The organism is Nonomuraea sp. NPDC052116, from assembly GCF_040680035.1.
Lineage (GTDB): Bacteria > Actinomycetota > Actinomycetes > Streptosporangiales > Streptosporangiaceae > Nonomuraea > Nonomuraea angiospora_A.
The window spans coordinates 143,030-160,063 of sequence record NZ_JBFAWA010000018.1; the positions used below are offsets into that span (position 1 = coordinate 143,030).

The window sequence follows — 17,034 nt, forward strand, 5'->3', positions numbered from 1 at the left end:
CGGGGCCACCCGGGTCGGTTATGCCCGGTGCGGACAGCGGCGGAAGCCCATTACAGAAGGGCTTCCGCCGCCGTTGCCGAACGCTATTTCTTGAAGGCGTCCTTCGCCTTCCGGGACATATTCATCTCCTCCTGTGCGTACGAACGCACACGGTTTTCCGCTATCCAGGAACGAGTTCTTCCACTGCCCGGGCGTCAGGCGAATACACGCTTCGCAGGCCCAGGCCCTGCGAAATCGGACCTCCCTCACAGACCGAAATCGGTCCTGTCACTCCGTCCAATCCGCCAGCAGCATGGGCAACGCACGCGATAGCCCTGAGAGAGGACAAGATTGTGGGACGGACCTTCGCGGACATCAGCCCGCCGCCGGCCGGCACCGGCGTCGGTGTGGAGTCGCCCTTGAGCCTGGCTGGGCAGCGGCTGATCTCCTGGAACGACGCCATCACGTCGGGTGGTGAGCACTGATGCCGACGGCGATCCTGCTCGCCCTGGCCGCCGCCGCCCTGTACGGCGCCTCGGACTTTCTCGGTGGGCTGCTGTCGCGCCGCAGCCACTACGCGCTGGTCGGGCTTGTCGGGCAGTCCGCCGCCGCGATCGGCGGGCTGGCCGCGGCGCTTGCTGTCAGCGTCCGCCCCGACATGGGCACGATCGAATGGGGGACCGGCGGGGCGATCGGATGGGGGATCGGTGCCGGGCTCGGCGGGGCGGTCGGCACGCTGGCTCTCTACCGCGGGCTGTCCCGGGGGCGGATGAACGTGGCCGGGCCGCTGTCGGCCGTCGGCGCGGCCGGTCTGCCCATCCCGGTCCACCTGCTGTCCGGCGGTGAGTTCACCTCGCTCGCGGTTGTCGGCGTCGGCCTGGCCATCCCCGGGATCTGGCTGGTCGCCGCACAGCCGGGCCGGCGCGGCGGCGGTGGGGTGGTCGAGGGGCTGCTGGCCGGGCTCGGGTTCGCCGCCCTGTTCGTCTGCCTCGACCGGGCCGGGGACACCGCGGGCCTGTGGCCGGTGGCCGCGAGCCAACTGTCCGCCGTCGCCGTCCTGGCCGTCTTCGTGCTGGCCGGCCGCCGGAACACAGCCCGGACCATCGAATTCGGCCGGACCGTTGACGTCGACCGGCCCGCTGGAGCGGCGCGGGTCCCGTGGGCGGCGGTCTGGCCCGGCGTCCTGGGTGTGTGCTCGACCGTGCTGTACGCCTTGTCCACCCGCGAGGCGACACTCGCCGTCTCAGCCGTGATCACCTCCCTCTACCCCGCCTTCACGGTCGCCCTGGCCGCCCTGGTGCTGCGGGAGCGGACCAGCCTGACGCACGCCGCCGGGCTGCTGTTGTGCGCGGCCTCCGTCGGCGCCTTCGCCGCCGGCTGAGCCTCGCTACGCTGCGACGCGTGAGCATGGTGAACTCGACCCTGGCGCACGATCTGCTGGTGGAGCTCGACCGGACCGGCGCCACGCCGCTGCACCGGCAGATCGAGGCGGTCCTGCGCGACGGCATCCGCACGGGCCGCCTGCGCCACGGCGCCTCGCTGCCCTCCTCGCGCCGGCTCGCCACCGAGATCGGCGTCTCCCGCGGCGTCGTGGTCGAGGCCTACAACCAGCTCCTCGCCGAGGGCTACCTCACCAGTACGCCTGGCTCCTACACGCGGGTGGCCGCCGTAGGCGGGCAGTCCGCCGCCACGACCTCGCCGCCGCGGAGCGCCGCCCCGTACATCGACTTCGGGTACGGTCGCATCGACCCGGCCAGCTTCCCCCGCGAGGCCTGGCTGCGCTCGCTCAGGCGGGTGCTGACCAGCGCGCCGCACAGCCGGCTCAACTACCTCGACGGGTACGGTCTGCCCGAGCTGCGCACAGCTGTGGCCGACTACCTCAACCGCGTCCGCGGCACTTCCGCCGATCCCTCCCAGGTGCTCATCACCAGCGGATACGGGCAGGCGGCGGCGCTGATCATCGGCGTGCTCGCCGGCCGCGGCGCGCGCCGGATCGCCGTGGAGGACCCGTCGACCGACGACATCCGGCTGCTCGCGGGCCTGCACGGGCTCGACGTCGTCCCCCTGCCGGTGACCGGCGACGGCATCGAACCATCCGCTCTGGAGCGCGCGGACGCCGATCTCGTCGTCCTCACCCCTTCGCACCAGTGGCCGCTCGGCGGCGTGCTGCCGGCCCGGACGCGTACGGAGGTGGTCCGGTGGGCCCGGACCCGCGGCGCGCTCGTCCTGGAGGACGACTACGACGCCGAGTACCGCTATGACCGCGCCCCCATCGGAGCCATGCAGGGCCTCGCCGCCGACGTCGTGCTCTACGCCGGCTCGCTCAGCAAGATCCTCGCTCCTGGGCTCCGCCTGGGCTGGCTCGTGGTGCCGGCGCACCTGTCGGGCGCGATCGCCGAGGCCAAGCTGCTGGCCGATCGCGGCTCACCGGCCATCGAACAGCTCGCCTTCGCCGACTTCCTCGTACGCGGCGAACTCGACCGCCACCTGCGCCGGATGCGCCCCGTCTACCGGCGCCGCCGCGACGTCCTGCTCGCCCGGCTCGCCGAGTCCCTTCCCGGCTTCGAACCCACCGGGGTGGCGGCCGGGCTGCACCTCGTGGTCTGGCTCCCGGACGGCATGGGGGAGGAGGACGTGGTGGCGGCCGCCGCCGATCACGGCGTACGCGTCGCCGGCGTCGGGCCGTACCGGCTGGCCGGACCGGGACGCCAGGGACTGATCCTCGGCTACGGCGACCTGACCGAAGGCCGGATCACCGAAGGGGTGGAGGCACTGGCGAGCGCGGTACGCAGCCTCGGCGCCGCGTCGTTCGAGCGCTCCAGCCGCTGATCTCCGCCACCCACCCCTGGCCCATACCCACTCGCCGCGGCAACGGGCGAGCACGACAGAAGATGACCGCTTTCGGCAGGCGCAATGTCGCTCACGGTCTCTTGACGAGCCCGATGAGGTCGTTAACACTCCCGAAATGTGGGCCTGGAAAGAAGCGCGACCCCTTCGACCTGAGCCGACGTAACAGCCCCCATCGACCACGCGGACCAGCTCCAGAGGCGCAAATGTTAGCGCTACCATTCCGCGGCTCACATGCCCTCCCCATCGGATCCCGAGCGACGAAGAGGACAGTGCGATGTCAGAAATGGTGCCCAGGCGCGAGGCCCTTCGACTGGCGGTGTTGGCGGTTGCCACCCCGTCCGCGCTCGCGTTCGCGACGTCCACCGGAACGGCCCGGGCCGCGTCCCGCATGATGGCCCCGCTGCAGCAGAACGACCCCCCGGTGCCCGGCAGCTGGATCGTGAAGCCGTTCGCGAACAGCCAGGTCACGCTGGGCGCGAGCCTGTTCACCGCCAACCGGGATCGCATCCTGACCTTCCTGCGGTCCTATTCGGCCGACCGCATGCTGGCCAATTTCCGGGCCAACGCCGGTCTGGACACGCTGGGCGCGCAGCCGCCCGGCGGCTGGGACGACGCGACCGGCAATCTGCGCGGTCACTACAGCGGGCACTTCCTCAGCGCCCTCGCTCTGGCCTACGCGGGCTCGGGTGACGCCTTCTACAAGAACAAGGTCGACTACATGGTCACCGCGCTGGGCGAGTGCCAGAACGCGCTGGCCGCGAAGGTCGGGCAACCCGGCGGGCCGAGCCACCCCGGCTTCCTGGCCGCCTACCCCGAGACGCAGTTCATCCAGCTGGAGCAGTACGCGACCTATCCCACGATCTGGGCGCCGTACTACACCTGTCACATGATCATGAGAGGGCTGCTCGACGCCTACCAGTACGCCGGCAACGAGCAGGCGCTCGAGATCGTGCTGAAGATGGGCGACTGGGTTCACAGCAGGCTGGGCCACCTTCCGCGGGCCCAGCTCGACCGCATGTGGGGCATCTACATCGCCGGCGAGTACAACGGCATGAACATCGTGATGGCCGACCTCTACGCCCTCAGCGGCAAGGCGGAGTACCTCGCGACGGCCAAGTGCTTCGACAACACCGCCCTCCTCGCGGCCACCGTCGACAAGCAGGACACGCTCAACCGGAAACACGCCAACCAGCACATCCCCCAGTTCATCGGATACCTGTCCGTCTTCGACCAGAACCAGGAACGCCGTTACTTCGACGCGGCCGCGAACTTCTGGGACATGGTCGTCCCGCACCGCACGTTCACCGACGGCGGCCTGGCAGGTCCGTCCGACAACGGCGAGCTCTTCGGCGCACGCGACGTCATCGTCGGCACCCTGGGCGCCAACAACGCCGAGACCTGCTGCAACTACAACATGCTCAAGCTGAGCCGGGCCCTGTTCTTCCACACCGCCGACCCGAAATACATGCAGTATTACGAACGGGCACTCTGCGGCCAGATCCTCGCCTCCCGCCGCAACACCGACAGCACCACCAATCCGCTGCTGACCTACTTCATCCCGATGCGGGCGGGTTCGGCGCGCAGTTACGGCAACCTCGGCACCTGCTGCGGCGGCACCGGACTGGAGAGCCACACCAAGTTCCAGGACTCGATCTACTTCCGGTCCGCCGACGATTCGACGCTCTACGTGAACCTCTACATGGCCTCGGAGCTCAACTGGGCCGAGAGGGGCTTCGTGATCAGGCAGGTCACGAACTACCCGGCCGACCCCGCGGGGGTGACGACGCTGACGGTTACGGGCAACGGCCGGCTGGTGGTGAAGCTGCGGGTGCCGTACTGGGTGGAAAAGGGTTTCACGGTCCTGGTCAACGGGACCGACCAGCAGCTCGACGCCAAGCCCGGCGAGTACGTCACGCTCGACCGGCAGTGGCGGAGCGGCGACACGGTGAGGATCACGATGCCGTTCTCGTTGCGGATCGAGAAGGCGCTGGACATCCCGACCATCCAGAGCATCGCCTACGGGCCGGTGCCGATGGTGGCCAAGAGCAGCCAGACCACCTACCGCCAATTCTCCTTCTACCGGGACTTCACCCTGTCCGGGGACCTCGCGCGCGCCGTCACGTCCACCGGGCCGATGAGCTTCACGGCGAACGGCCTGCCGCTCGTCCCCCTCTACATCAACAACACCGACCGCTACCACGCCTACTTCCGGCGCGTCGAGGCGACCATCGTCTTCGGCAGGATCGACTCCGGCGTGCCCAACCGCGAGCGGGCGGATTCGGTGACGTTCCTCGACGCGGTCTGGAAGAACGCGCCCTTCGCGAGCCAGGGAGCGTTCGTGTCCACCGTGACCCGCACCGCGGAGGAGTGGGTCACGGCCGGCCTGATGACCTCGGCCCAGAAGGACACGGTGGTCTCCACGGCCACCCAGGCCAGGCTCCCCAGCTAGCGGCCGCGGGCCGCCGACGGCGAGGCGCGCACGCACGGGCAGCCGGCTCGTGAGCATCAGCCATGAACGTGTCCGGCATGCCCGATGATCTCGCGCGCGATCTTCCCGGGGACGGCGGCCGGCGCCATGTGACCGACGCCGCGCCCGGCACCGGCGCGCTCCCCATCGCGGAGGCGGTGGACATCTTGACAGCGGCGCTCAGAATCTCCTGACTGAAATGCCAAAAATCTCTTCTCCGCGGCTCCGGAATGGCCTATACCCGTGAGTACGGATGATCGGAGGTCCCCATGCGGCTGCCCGGCCGGCTCTTCCTCGTGTTCACCGCGACCGCGGTCTGCCTACCCGCGACCGGCCCGGAGCCGGCGGCGGCCGCCGTGGCCCCGACGGCCGTGATTCGCGCCGACTTCCCCGATCCGGACATCATCCAAGCCGGCTCCACCTTCTACGCCTACTCCACCAGCAGCTCGGCCGGGCGCATCCAGGTCGCCAGTGCCTCGTCCGCCACCGGCCCGTGGACCGTGCGCGGGGACGCGCTGCCCGCCAAACCGTCCTGGGCGGGAAACGGCGGGTTCTGGGCGCCCGACGTCTCCCAGCTTCCCGACGGCCGCTACCTGATGTACTTCACCGGCCCCAGCACCGCTACCGGGCGCATGTGCATCGGCGCCGCGACCTCGGCGAACCCCCTCGGCCCCTTCCAGCCGACCAGCGGTTCACCGCTCGTCTGCAACGCGGGCGAGGGCGGCGACATCGATCCGTCGAGCTTCGTCGACACCGACGGCAAGCGGTACCTGGTCTACAAGAACGACGGCAACGCCGTCGGCCGGCCCACCGTTCTGTGGCTGCAGCAGGTCGGCGCGGACGGCGTCACCTTCGTCGGCGGCCGCACCGAGCTCATCCGCAACGACCGGCCCGAGGAGGCCGGGGTGATCGAGGCTCCCGTGCTCGTCAAGCGGCCCTCCCAGTACGTGCTCTTCTACTCGGCCGGCTCCTACGCGGGGAACAGCTACTTCACCGGCTACGCCGTGTCCCGGACTCTCACGGGGCCCTACACCAAGGCGTACCGGCCGCTGATGACGACGGCCACCTTCGACGGCGCCGTTCAGGGCCCCGGCGGGACCGACGTGCTCGGGAGCCGCGTCTTCTTCCACGGCTGGGTGGGCAACGCGCGCCACATGTACACCGCGGAGCTGGGCTGGGCCAACGACTACCCGGTCGTGCGCGGCAGCCGGGTACGGTACGAGGCCGAGCGCGGCACGCTCAACCATGCCGAAGTGCGTACCGGCGCGGCCGGGGCCTCGCAGGGTGCCGTCGTGGCAAAGATCGACTATGCGGACAGCTGGGTCGACGTGCAGGTGTTCGCACCGGTCGCCGGGGCCTACACCGCGTACGTGGCCTATGCCGCCGGGTACGGCGACGCGCAGCACCTGGTGACGGTGAACGGGGGCACGCGGTTCACGCTGAGCTATCCCGACCGCGGCTGGGACAACTGGACGCAGGTGCCGGCCCAGCTCACACTGAACGCCGGGTGGAACACCCTGCGCTTCCAGTACCAGGCGCGTTGGGCGGAGCTGGACCACATCGAGATCGCCTGATCCATGCGGCCATCCGCTCATGGCTCCGCCCATCAGCCGGCGCCCATTACCGGCCCACGTACCGGTAATGGGCGTCGGGACCGCCGACCGGCGTTCTCGAGAGGCCATGACGCGAATCGGCCGCCACCCGCTCGTCGCCCGATCTACTGGGGATCTTGACCGGCTTCGGGGGCGTGTTCGAGGGTTTCCGGCGTGATCAGCTCTACCCCGTTCTCCGTCAGCGCGTCCAGAAGATCAGGCGGCGGCGTGGAGTCCGTGACGAGGAAGTCGGCGCCCCCGAGCTCGGACACCTGGGCGAAGAGCCGGCGATCGAACTTGGACGAGTCGGCCAGGATCGCCACGCGCGTCGCCCGCGAGATCATCTCTCGCATCATCGCCGCCTCGGCGAGGTTGCTCGTCGTGTATCCGGCCGCTGAAACGGCGCCGACCCCGATCAACGCCAGATCGCAGCTGATGTCCAGCTCGCTTCCGTCGGACGCCCGGAAGCTGACGGGGCCGATGGTGGCCAGCGTGAGAGTGCGGACCGCGCCGCCGAAGACGTACACGTCGCGGACGGCTGAGGGCGGCAGCGCCGGGGGCACGAGCAGACTGTTCGTCACCACGGTCAGGTCCCGATGGTTGCGCAGGTTCCGGGCCACGGCGAGAGTGGTCGTACCGCCGTTGATCATGATGATCGAACCATCTTTGACCAGCGATGCGGCAAGTACCGCGATCTTCTCCTTCTCGCGTTCTTCCATCTTGAGCCGCACGTCCACGGCCCGGTCGACCCGAGATAGAGTGGCCTGACTGACCGCTCCGCCATAGGTGCGGACCAGGACACCGTCGGCGCTGAGCTGGTCCAGGTCCCGCCGGATCGTGTCGATGGAGACGCCGAAGCGCTCTGCGAGTGCGCTGACCGTGACCTGCCCGGCCTCCGTGACGTATGCCGCCAGCTGGGCCTTACGTCCTGCGGGTAGACGACGCTGCCGGTCGTCTTCGTCAAGGGTCACTGACCCTCCCATCTCTGCGGTAGTTGCGTTACTGATCAACGCAACAGAGGGGTGATACAGGCCTAGAACTGCAGACTACCGCATAACGCTGCTCTTATCAGGCGAGATGCCGTCAGCTTCGAGCGTTCCGGCGCTGGAAGTCTCACGCATCAGCACGCTCCTTCCGCTTGTGTGCCGGACTGTGCGGTTTCTAGCGTGTTTTTGCGTTACTAGGTCTTGTGAGGTGGCGACACGCGTTGTTAATGTGGCGGAAACCGGCAGAGACCGGTAACACCTGTACAGCAAGGAGGTCGCGATGACCGGAGGCAGCACCCGGTTGCAGGGCCGGACGAGGCGACTACTCGGGGTGATGGCGGTGGCGATGATCGGCGCCACGGCCGTGGGATGCGGTTCCGGCTCGGGAGCGAGCGCGGGATCGAGCGGTGACGGGACCGTCACTCTGGAGTTTGCGCAGTGGTGGGCGCCGGAGCTGCCGGCGGGATCGTTCGACAAGCTTATGTCGGAATTCACGGCGCAGAACCCGAAGATCAAGGTCAAGCTGTTGAGCGGCCCGTACGCGTCCACGAAGCAGCAGTTGGTGGCCGGAGCGGCGTCGAGGACGCTGCCTGACGTCGTCGGCCTCGACGGCGCATGGGTGAGCGACTTCGCCAAGCAGGGCGCCATCGCCGACCTGTCCGCGCTCATGGCGGCCGCGAAGTACGACTCGAGCCAGCTCGCGAGCCAGATCCAGATCAAGGGGAAGACCTACATGATCCCCGTGGTCAACTTCGTCTACCCCCTGTTCGTCAACAACGATCTGCTCGCGAAGGCGGGGGTCAAGACGCCTCCGAGCACGCGCACGGAGTTCTTGGAGGCGGCCAAGAAGGTCAGCGCGCTCGGCGGCAACGTCAAGGGCTGGGCCCTGCCGCTCGACACCGCCGTTCCCAACGGCGTCCAGAACGACGTGATGTCATGGCTGTGGGCATCGGGCGGCAGCATGCTCACCAAGGACGGGAAGCCCGACCTGACCGGCCCCGGCGTCAAGAGCACCGTGGAGTACGTCAAGAGCCTGAACGACGCCGGCGTCATCGCGCCCGGAGCGCTGACCATGAAAGAGCAGGACAAGGTCGAGAAGTTCTCCACCGGCCAGGTCGGCATGGTGATCGATTCCTTGGCGCACATCGGGCTGATCAAGAAGAACAATCCGAAGCTGGACTTCACGGTGGTGCCGATCCCGGCCGAGGACGCCTACACCGGCAAGCGCGGCATCCCGTACGCGTCCTGGGGCATCGGCGTCGCCGAGTCCTCGGAGCACAAGGCCGAGGCGTTCAAGCTGGTCCAGTTCTTGATGGACAAGAAGGCGAACGCGCAGCTGAGCACGTTGGCGAACGGCTTCCCCGGCAACAAGACGGCCGAGCCTGACTTCAGCACGAGTGACCCGCTGTTCAAGACGGCCTTCGACATCTACAAGGCGGGCTATCCCGCCAACGAGTTCGTGGGGCTGCCGAAGTCCGAAGACCTCATGCGCAGCTTCGATGAGCAGCTGCAGCTCGCGCTCACCGGCAAGCAGAGCGTCGACGACGCCCTCAACAAGGCGCAACAGGCCTGGGCACCGGTGCTCTGACCTTCCGTACTTCGTGGGCCGCGCCGACCGTGCGGCGCGGCCCCCGAACCAAGGAGACATCGATGGAAACCGCGAAACTCGATCCGGCGGCCTCCCCGGGAGCCGCAAAATCGGCATCGGAATCCTCTGCGGGCCGACGGAGAAGGACGCGGCCTTTCCCCGTGCAGGGTGTCGTCCCGTACGGCTACCTCTCGCCGACGCTGATATTGATCTTTGTACTGATGATCATCCCCATCGCGATGGTGGTCAGCTACTCGTTCAAGGACAACGTGATCGTCGAGCAGAATCCGGTCTTCGCCGGGCTCGCCAACTACACCACGGTGCTCACCGATCCCGACTTCCTGGCGGCGCTGAAGAACACGTTCATCTTCATCACCGTGAGCACCGTCGCTCACCTCGGCCTGGGACTGGCCTTCGCGACGATGCTCAACACCCCGTTGCTGGGCGGAGTGACGAAAGCCATCTTCCGCATCGTCTACATCCTGCCCTGGCTGTTCACGGTCGCCGTGATCGCGGTCATCTGGCGGCTCATGCTGGACCCGTCCGGGGTGGTCAACTACATCCTGACCACGATCGGCGTGATGCGCGAGGAAGTGACCTGGCTCTCCGAGCCGAACACAGCGCTCTGGGCGTTGACATTCATCAACATCTGGGCCGGCTTCCCGTTCTTCATGATCAGCATCCTCGCCGGGTTGCAGGGAATCTCGCCGGTTCTGTACGAGGCGGCCTCCGTCGACGGCGCGAGCACGTTCCGCCAGTTTCGCAACGTGACGCTTCCACAGCTGAAACCGGTGCTCCTCAGCATGGCCGTGCTCGATCTCATCTGGACCTCCCAGCAGTTCGCCCTCATCTGGATGACCACCGGTGGTGGCCCGCTGAATGCCACCGAGATGCTCAGCACGTACACCTACAAGCAGGCCTTCAGCAGCTACGAGTTCGCCACCGCGTCCGCCGCCGCCGTCATAGTCCTGCTGCTCACGATGATTCTGGCCTTCTTCTACGTTCGCCTGCAAAAGGAGAGGTGATCACCGTGCTCACCCGCAAAAGGCGGCGCCTCGGCGCGAAGATCGCCGTGCTCGCAGGCTTGTGCGTCGGCGCGGCCTTCGCCGGCCTTCCGGTCGTGTGGATGCTGTCGACGTCGTTCAAGACCAACGGGGAAGTCTTCCAGGTTCCGCCACGGCTGATCACCGAGAACTTCTCGTTCGACGCCTACAAAGTGATCCTGGCCGACGCGACCCAGTTGAGGTTTTTCATCAACAGTTACATCGTCGCGCTGTCGGTGACCGTGCTGACATTGTTCGTGGCGATTCTCGCGGCGTATGGATTCAGTCGCTACAACTTCCCGCTGAAGCGATCCGTCAACGCCGTGATCGTCACCGTCCAGGCTGTGCCGCCCATCACCCTCGTCATTCCCTACTTCGGTCTCGTGGTGGCGCTCGGTCTGTACAATACTTATCCGGGGCTCATCCTCACGCATATGGTGTTCACCTTGCCCTATGCGATTATCATGATGACCGCGTACTTCAACACCCTGCCGCGAGAACTGGATGAATCCGTCAAGGTGGACGGGGCGTCGAGCTGGACGGCTCTCTGGCGGATCCTGGTGCCCATTTCGGTGCCCGGGCTGGTCGCCGTCGGCGTCTACACCTTCATGATCTCGTGGAACGAATACCTGTTCGCGTTGACCCTCACCCGTACCGACGACATGCGAACCGTTCCCATCGGCATCCAGCTCCTGATGGGCCAGCACTCCTACGAGTGGAACCAGATGATGGCCATGAGCATCCTGGGGTCCATCCCGGTGCTCGTGTTGTTCCTCCTCTTCCAGCGGCGATTCATCGGCGGCCTCACCTCCGGCGCGGTCAAGTCCTGAAACGTCGTCCCCGTCCCGAGTGACAATCAACCAATCAGAAGGAGAAATACCGCAATGCTGACGACCGGCAAGGTGCTCTTGGCTGTCGCGAATGAAAGAAACTTCGCCGTGCCCGCCTTCAACATCAGTGACTACGCCATGTTCAACGGCATCGTGGACATCAGCGAGGAGAAGAACGCGCCGCTTTTCATCGGGATCCACCCCGACGAGGTGCGGCACATCGGTGTGGACGTGATCGCCGCGATGACCCAGCGGGCCCATCGCTCGTCCGTCCCGATCGCGATTCACTGGGACCACGGCGCGACCTATCAGGAGATGCTGACCGCGATCCGGATCGGCTTCACCTCGGTGATGATCGACGCCTCGATGAAGTCGTTCGAGGAGAACATCGCGATCTCCAAGAAGGTCACGGAAACCGCGCACGCCGTCGGCCTGTCGGTCGAGGCGGAGCTGGGGACGATCGGCAAGACCGACAGCGAGGCCGAAGACGGCAGCGACGCGATCATCTACACCGACCCGGCGGACGCCGTGACCTTCGTGCAGGCGACGGGGGTGGACAGCCTCGCGGTGGCCATCGGCACCTATCACGGCCTCTACCCGAAGACCCTGAAGCCGGAGCTCAAGCTCGACCTGCTGAAGGAGATCAAGGACCGGGTCAAGATCCCCCTCGTGCTGCACGGCGGCTCGGGCAATCCCGACGACGAGATCGCGGAGTCGGTCAAGCTCGGCATCAACAAGATCAATATCTCCAGTGACATCAAGGCCGCCTACCACATGAAGATGCGCGAGGTCCTGGCCGATGAGGGCCTGCGCGAGCCCAACTCCATCCAGCCGCCGTGCATCGATGCGATGAAGGTGGTGGCCGGGCAGAAGATCGACCTCTTCGAAGCGGCCGGCAAGGCGTCTCTCTACTGACATGACCAGCCGTGTGGTCCTGGGCTTGGGGGGATGCGTCGACTACGAACTCAAGCTGTCCTCGTCGACCTTGGAGCAACTGGTCGGCGAGTATCAGATCCGCGATGCCGAGCTGACGTCGTCGGTCACCGTGACCAACGAGCGTGAGCTGGTCATCTCGATTCTCACCTACCTCAAAAAGGGCGGAGGAGGCGAGCACTTCGTCGCCTCCTCCGAATGCCTGAACGCGTTCGCCGGGCGGTTCCCCAAACGAACGACTCTGGGCGGGACCTCCGTTCGAGCGGCGATGGAGATGAGCCGGCTCGGCGTACCGTCCACCCTGCACCTGGTCAGCCTCAACGACATCGTCCGCCGCCTGCTGCCGGCAAGCTGCGACTACATCTGTAGCGGCGACCAGGACACCCTTTATCCGCACCTGATCGTGCAGTACGACCAGGGCATGCGGGTTCGGGCAGGTGACATCGACATCCGTGCGCCGTTTCCGAACAGATTGATCTACGTCAACGACCCGGACAACGAGTCCATGCTGCTGAGTGATGAGCTGGGCTCGTTGCTCGGCGACGCACGGGTCTTTCTGATCTCGGGCTTCAACGCGATACGGGACCGGCGAACTCTCGACCGGCGTCTTTCCGCGCTGCGAAGCCACATGCGGCAACTGCCGGCCGAGGCGGTCGTCTACTACGAGGATGCCGGCTTCCACGAGCCGGGCCTCAACCAACGGGTCCGCGACGCGCTTCTGGACGTCATCGACGTTTACGGACTGAACGAAGACGAGATGCAGTCGCACCTGGGCTACGCCGTCAACCTGCTCTCCGTGACGGAGGTGGCGCGTGCCCTCGAATCGCTGCAGGCTCTCATCCCCGTGAAGACTCTGGTGGTGCACACCAAGTACTGGTCGGCGGCATTCGGCGAGAGAGCCGGCGAGTACGCGGAGCCACTGAACGAGGGCATCGTGATCGCCAGCACCCGCTACAGCCACGGCGATGCGTACACGGATCACCAGTACGAACTCATGCAGAACCGGCCGAGGCGAACGGAGGCGGTGGAGTTCGCCGCGGCTCTGGAACGCCGAATGGGCGGGGTTGTTCGTTGCCTGCCCGGCTTCGAGCTTGACGTCGCCGCGCCCACGACCATCGGGCTCGGCGACGCGTTCGTCGGCGGTTTCCTCGCCGCGGTCTCCCTGGGCGGTTCAAGCGGTCGGAGCATGTCCGCGTCAAGCGTCAGACGCCGACGGCCATGACCTCCAGCTGAACGTTGTCGATGTCCCGGAAGGCGATCCGGTGGTCGTGGATCCGGCCTGGGGCGACGGAGCCTGCCGGCAGTGCCATGAGGGCAACGAGCAACTCTGCACAGGGGGAAGGCTCGGAGGGGGCCGCACGGTCGTCGTCAGCGGGCTCGGCGGCTACGGCGTGCAGTACGCGAAGCCGCTCGGCGGCGTCCGGCGGGCGTCGGAAGGTCGCCGCCTGGCCCACGAGCAGGCCGTCGCCGTCCACCAGGTTCCACACCGTCACGTCCTCGATCCAGAACCGGCGGCCGGACTTGGCGATGCGCCGTCCCCGGTAACCGGTCGCGAAGCCGTCCCGGCGCACGGCGTCCAGGAGCGCCTGGCGGTCCTCCCGCCGGTCCGGCTCCGCCGAGAGCCGGGAGGGCAGGCCGACGAACTCCGCCCGGTCGTACTCGAAGCATCGCTGGGCGGTGACGTTCGCGTAGGTGAAGCGGGGGTCGTCCGCCCCGTCGTGCGCCAGCACGCCGAAGGGTGCCTCCTCCAGCCACTGCGCCGTGGCCTCGGGGCCTACCGGCGGGGTGCCGACGAAGCGCAGGTGGGAGCGCGCCGGCAGGTCGTTCTTTTGCCGCGTCGGAGAGGATCTTGCGCCCAATGTCACCCGGGCGTACTTGACAAGAACTGGACGGAAAGTGGAATCCCGCGCTTTCCATTCAGTGGCACGGAAATGAGAGAAGAGTTTGTTGACGGCGACTGGACTTTTAATGAATTCGCCGCTGATTCCGTAGGCGTGACCGGCCGTGTGTCATTCATCACAGGTCTAATGTGAATTTGTACGCAGAGGGCCCACTATCGTCATCCCTACCGTCTGTGGAGGTGAAAGTGCCGCACGGGGCTACCAAGAAAGAAGAGTCGCAATGAACGAATTAACGAAGGTGGGCAGAGGTCGAATGTCGTGGCCGCGCGTGCTCGCGGGCGCGACGGCGGCAGGGGCGGTAGCCGTGGTGGTCGCCGGCTCGGTGGTCGCCACCCCCGCGGCCGCCGCGTCCCAGACCGCCGGGGTGACCGCGCACAGCCAGACGACCAGCTCGCCCAAGTACTACTTCGCCGCCGGACTCCTCGGCCGGAACGAGGTGCCCGAACGGGGCAAGAAGGTCAACGACCCCAACGGCGTGGCCGTCGCCAAGTTCCGCATCAGCGGCGACCGCTTCTCCTTCTTCGTCCAGTGGAGGAACACCGGCAGGCCGACCGCCTTCCACATCCACCGGGGCAAGGCGGGCGTGAACGGCCCCGTCGTCATCGACCTGCTGTCCAACGGCCGCGTTCGCGGCAACACCGCTTCCGGCTCCGTTCGCGTCAAGAGCAGCCTGCTCAGGGACATCAAGAACAAGCCCAAGAACTGGTACGCCAACCTGCACACTTCCCAGTTCCCCGATGGCGCGGTCCGCGGCCAGCTCCACAAGGGCGGCCGCTGGTAGACCGATCTCCGCGAGGTGAAGCCCGTGTGGGCCGGCGTCCTGAGGGCTCGGGAAGGCCGGCTCGCACCCACGTTTCAGACGTCGATGGCGACGACTTCGAGCCGGATGTTGTCGATGTCGCGGAAGACGATCGTCGAGCAGACGAACGGCTTCGTCTGCCGCTGAATGCCGGAATGCGAGACTCTGATGCAGTCGAGCCAGTTCGCCCAGGCCTCCAACCCCGCGCGTCCTTCGACCCGCAGGGAGATGTGGTCGAGACCGGTGTGGACCTCGTCGAACTCCTCGTCCTGGTCGGCCTCGTGGTGATGCGGCCCGATGACCAGGTGCGCGTATCCGGTCCATACACGGCCGTAGTGCGGCAGGTCGCCGTCCACCAACGTGGCCTTGCGAAGGTAGGCAGGGCCTCTTGACGACGAGTGGATACGCGTGCGTGGGAAACGGGGGTCGATGATCCGCCTTGGACCGGCTCGGGAACGGATCCAGTGAACCTTCAGTCTTCATCAAGTGATCCTGCGTAACTTCACGGGAACAGCGCTGATCCGCTATGACGAGGCGCGCGAGGGGCCACAGAGCCTGACCAACCTGTGACATATCGCCGCACGGAACCACCACACTCGCCCGAAAGGAGGGCTCCCTGTGCTCAACAGTGCCTATCGAGCGCAGTGCGAAGCCGAGGAAGCGCGCCACACGCGGGACTGCGACAGCAGGAACACGAAGCTCACTCTGCTCGCTCTCGCGCTCGGCACCTTCGCCATCGGCACGGGTGAATTCGGCAGCAACGGCATCATCCAGCTCTTCGCCGCGGACATGGGCATCTCGATCCCGCAGGCGACGTACGCCGTGACCGCCTACGCGGTCGGCGTCATGATCGGGTCCCCTGTCATCACGATCGTGGCCGCCCGGCTGAACCGCAAGCAGTTACTCCTGGCACTCATCCTTCTCTTCATCGTCGGGAACCTGCTGTCGGCGCTGTCCGCGAACGTCGGCATGCTGATCGTGGCCCGGTTCATCACCGGCACGGTGCAAGGCGCCTACTTCGGTGCCGGCGCCGTCGTCGCCGCCTACGTCTATGGTCCGGGCAAGGGCGGAAAGGCGTTCGCGACCGTCATGGCCGGCCTGACCATCGCGACGATCGTCGGCTCGCCCCTCGGCACCTTCGTCGGACAGCAGGCCGGCTGGCAGGCGCTGTACGTCGTGGTCGCGGTGATCGGCCTGGCCGCCGGTGCCGCCATCCTCCTCTGGGTGCCCACCACCTCCGACCTCGACGGCGGGCCCATCGCGCAAGAGCTGGGCGCCCTGCGCCGCCCGATGGTCTGGGTGATCATGGCCGTCGCCGCGCTCGGCATTTCCAGCATCTTCGCCGTCTACACCTTCATCGGTCCCTATGTCACGGACGCGGCACGGGCCGATGAATCGCTGATCCCCGTGGCGCTCGCCGTGTTCGGCGTCGGCATGGCGGTGGGTAACCAGGTCGGTGGCCGCCTTGCTGACCGCTATGCGTACCGGGGCCTCGTCCTGGGCTACGGGAGCGTCCTGCTGTTCCTCATCGCGATCGCCGCAACAGGCGAAACGATCTGGCTGCTCATGCCTGCCCTTTTCGGAGTCGGCGCGACCATGATGCTCGCCATCCCGACGATTCAGGTGCTGCTCACCAAGAACGCCCCCGAGGCGCCCACCTTGATGGGGGCGCTCAACCTCGCATCGCTCAACCTGGCCAACGCGCTGGGAGCCGTCGGTGGCTCGATCACGCTCGGCGCGGGCCTCGGCACCCTCTCGACGGCATGGGCGGGCCTGGTGCTGACAGTCGCCGGTCTCCTCCTGTTCGCCGTCACTGTCCGTCATGCGGTGCCGCCGCGGCGCGTCGAGACGACTGCGGCGGCGGCCTGAACCGCTCGAACGTCCCTGTGTGTCTTGCCCACGTGCACGCGATGCAGGTGAAGCCTCTGCGTGCCTGATCAGCGCTTTTGCTCAGAGATGCGGCATAGTTCCTGCGGCGCGGCGTGGCACGGCACTGTCGGCTCCTGGGGCAGCCGCGATGGCATACCGCTTCGCGAGGACGGGTGTACCTCTGCTTCGGAAGTCTT

At 66.9% G+C, this 17,034-nt stretch carries 15 protein-coding genes and 1 pseudogene; 13 read left to right on the plus strand and 3 right to left on the minus strand.

The genetic code is table 11. The annotated features are described in order from the left end of the window. Positions 1 to 332 precede the first annotated feature (332 nt). From AB0L65_RS31640 to AB0L65_RS31665, 6 genes are all read left to right on the plus strand, one after another. The gene (locus AB0L65_RS31640) at positions 333 to 464 is read left to right on the plus strand and encodes a hypothetical protein (protein ID WP_364252528.1); all 132 of its coding nucleotides are present in this window, start codon (positions 333 to 335) and stop codon (positions 462 to 464) included. After that, entirely contained in the window at positions 464 to 1,360 is an 897-nt protein-coding gene (locus AB0L65_RS31645) for an EamA family transporter (protein WP_364252531.1), read from the plus strand. Before AB0L65_RS31640 ends, AB0L65_RS31645 begins: the two co-directional genes overlap by 1 nt. Before the next feature lie 26 nt (positions 1,361 to 1,386). Beyond that, a complete protein-coding gene (locus AB0L65_RS31650) occupies positions 1,387 to 2,808 on the plus strand; it encodes a PLP-dependent aminotransferase family protein (protein WP_364252799.1) in 1,422 nt (473 codons plus the stop codon). Positions 2,809 to 3,103: 295 nt separating this feature from the next. Beyond that, positions 3,104 to 5,278 carry a beta-L-arabinofuranosidase domain-containing protein gene (locus tag AB0L65_RS31655; RefSeq protein ID WP_364252534.1) on the plus strand — a complete coding sequence of 725 codons (2,175 nt, stop codon included), beginning with the start codon at positions 3,104 to 3,106 and terminating at the stop codon, positions 5,276 to 5,278. A gap of 77 nt (positions 5,279 to 5,355) precedes the next feature. After that, on the plus strand, positions 5,356 to 5,490 hold the full coding sequence (locus tag AB0L65_RS31660) for a hypothetical protein (protein WP_364252537.1): 135 nt from the start codon (positions 5,356 to 5,358) through the stop codon (positions 5,488 to 5,490). A gap of 75 nt (positions 5,491 to 5,565) precedes the next feature. Then, positions 5,566 to 6,870, plus strand: a complete 1,305-nt coding sequence (locus AB0L65_RS31665) for a family 43 glycosylhydrolase (RefSeq protein ID WP_364252540.1) — start codon at positions 5,566 to 5,568, stop codon at positions 6,868 to 6,870. A 143-nt stretch (positions 6,871 to 7,013) separates the two neighbouring features. Here AB0L65_RS31665 and AB0L65_RS31670 read toward each other — a convergent pair whose 3' ends face one another. Then, a complete protein-coding gene (locus tag AB0L65_RS31670) occupies positions 7,014 to 7,859 on the minus strand; it encodes a DeoR/GlpR family DNA-binding transcription regulator (RefSeq protein ID WP_364252542.1) in 846 nt (281 codons plus the stop codon). Between the two features lie 295 nt (positions 7,860 to 8,154). On the opposite strand from AB0L65_RS31670, the gene AB0L65_RS31675 reads away from it, so the two are divergent. The 5 genes from AB0L65_RS31675 to AB0L65_RS31695 are packed head-to-tail and all read left to right on the plus strand — an operon-like array spanning position 8,155 to position 13,490. Next, positions 8,155 to 9,462 (plus strand): sugar ABC transporter substrate-binding protein, encoded by a 1,308-nt coding sequence (locus tag AB0L65_RS31675; RefSeq protein ID WP_364252545.1) that lies wholly within the window; start codon positions 8,155 to 8,157, stop codon positions 9,460 to 9,462. Positions 9,463 to 9,491: 29 nt separating this feature from the next. Further along, on the plus strand, positions 9,492 to 10,487 hold the full coding sequence (locus AB0L65_RS31680) for a sugar ABC transporter permease (RefSeq protein WP_364252548.1): 996 nt from the start codon (positions 9,492 to 9,494) through the stop codon (positions 10,485 to 10,487). After that, positions 10,484 to 11,335 carry a carbohydrate ABC transporter permease gene (locus AB0L65_RS31685; RefSeq protein ID WP_350732893.1) on the plus strand — a complete coding sequence of 284 codons (852 nt, stop codon included), beginning with the start codon at positions 10,484 to 10,486 and terminating at the stop codon, positions 11,333 to 11,335. The genes AB0L65_RS31680 and AB0L65_RS31685 overlap by 4 nt, the downstream gene beginning before the upstream one ends. A 54-nt stretch (positions 11,336 to 11,389) precedes the next feature. Next, the gene (locus AB0L65_RS31690; RefSeq protein ID WP_364252551.1) at positions 11,390 to 12,250 is read left to right on the plus strand and encodes a ketose-bisphosphate aldolase; all 861 of its coding nucleotides are present in this window, start codon (positions 11,390 to 11,392) and stop codon (positions 12,248 to 12,250) included. A 1-nt stretch (position 12,251) separates the two neighbouring features. Continuing rightward, a complete protein-coding gene (locus tag AB0L65_RS31695) occupies positions 12,252 to 13,490 on the plus strand; it encodes an ADP-dependent glucokinase/phosphofructokinase (protein ID WP_364252554.1) in 1,239 nt (412 codons plus the stop codon). Between the two features lie 220 nt (positions 13,491 to 13,710). Here AB0L65_RS31695 and AB0L65_RS31700 read toward each other — a convergent pair. After that, a pseudogene (locus AB0L65_RS31700) lies at positions 13,711 to 14,133 on the minus strand (MEKHLA domain-containing protein); the annotation flags it as partial. A gap of 256 nt (positions 14,134 to 14,389) precedes the next feature. Here AB0L65_RS31700 and AB0L65_RS31705 point away from each other — a divergent pair. After that, positions 14,390 to 14,950, plus strand: a complete 561-nt coding sequence (locus AB0L65_RS31705) for a CHRD domain-containing protein (protein ID WP_364252557.1) — start codon at positions 14,390 to 14,392, stop codon at positions 14,948 to 14,950. A 74-nt stretch (positions 14,951 to 15,024) separates the two neighbouring features. Here AB0L65_RS31705 and AB0L65_RS31710 read toward each other — a convergent pair whose 3' ends face one another. After that, complete coding sequence (locus AB0L65_RS31710) at positions 15,025 to 15,324, minus strand: hypothetical protein (protein WP_364252560.1); 300 nt, start codon at positions 15,322 to 15,324, stop codon at positions 15,025 to 15,027. 262 nt (positions 15,325 to 15,586) lie between these two features. Between AB0L65_RS31710 and AB0L65_RS31715 the strand changes: the two genes are divergently transcribed. Continuing rightward, complete coding sequence (locus AB0L65_RS31715; RefSeq protein WP_364252563.1) at positions 15,587 to 16,837, plus strand: MFS transporter; 1,251 nt, start codon at positions 15,587 to 15,589, stop codon at positions 16,835 to 16,837. Positions 16,838 to 17,034: the final 197 nt, after the last annotated feature.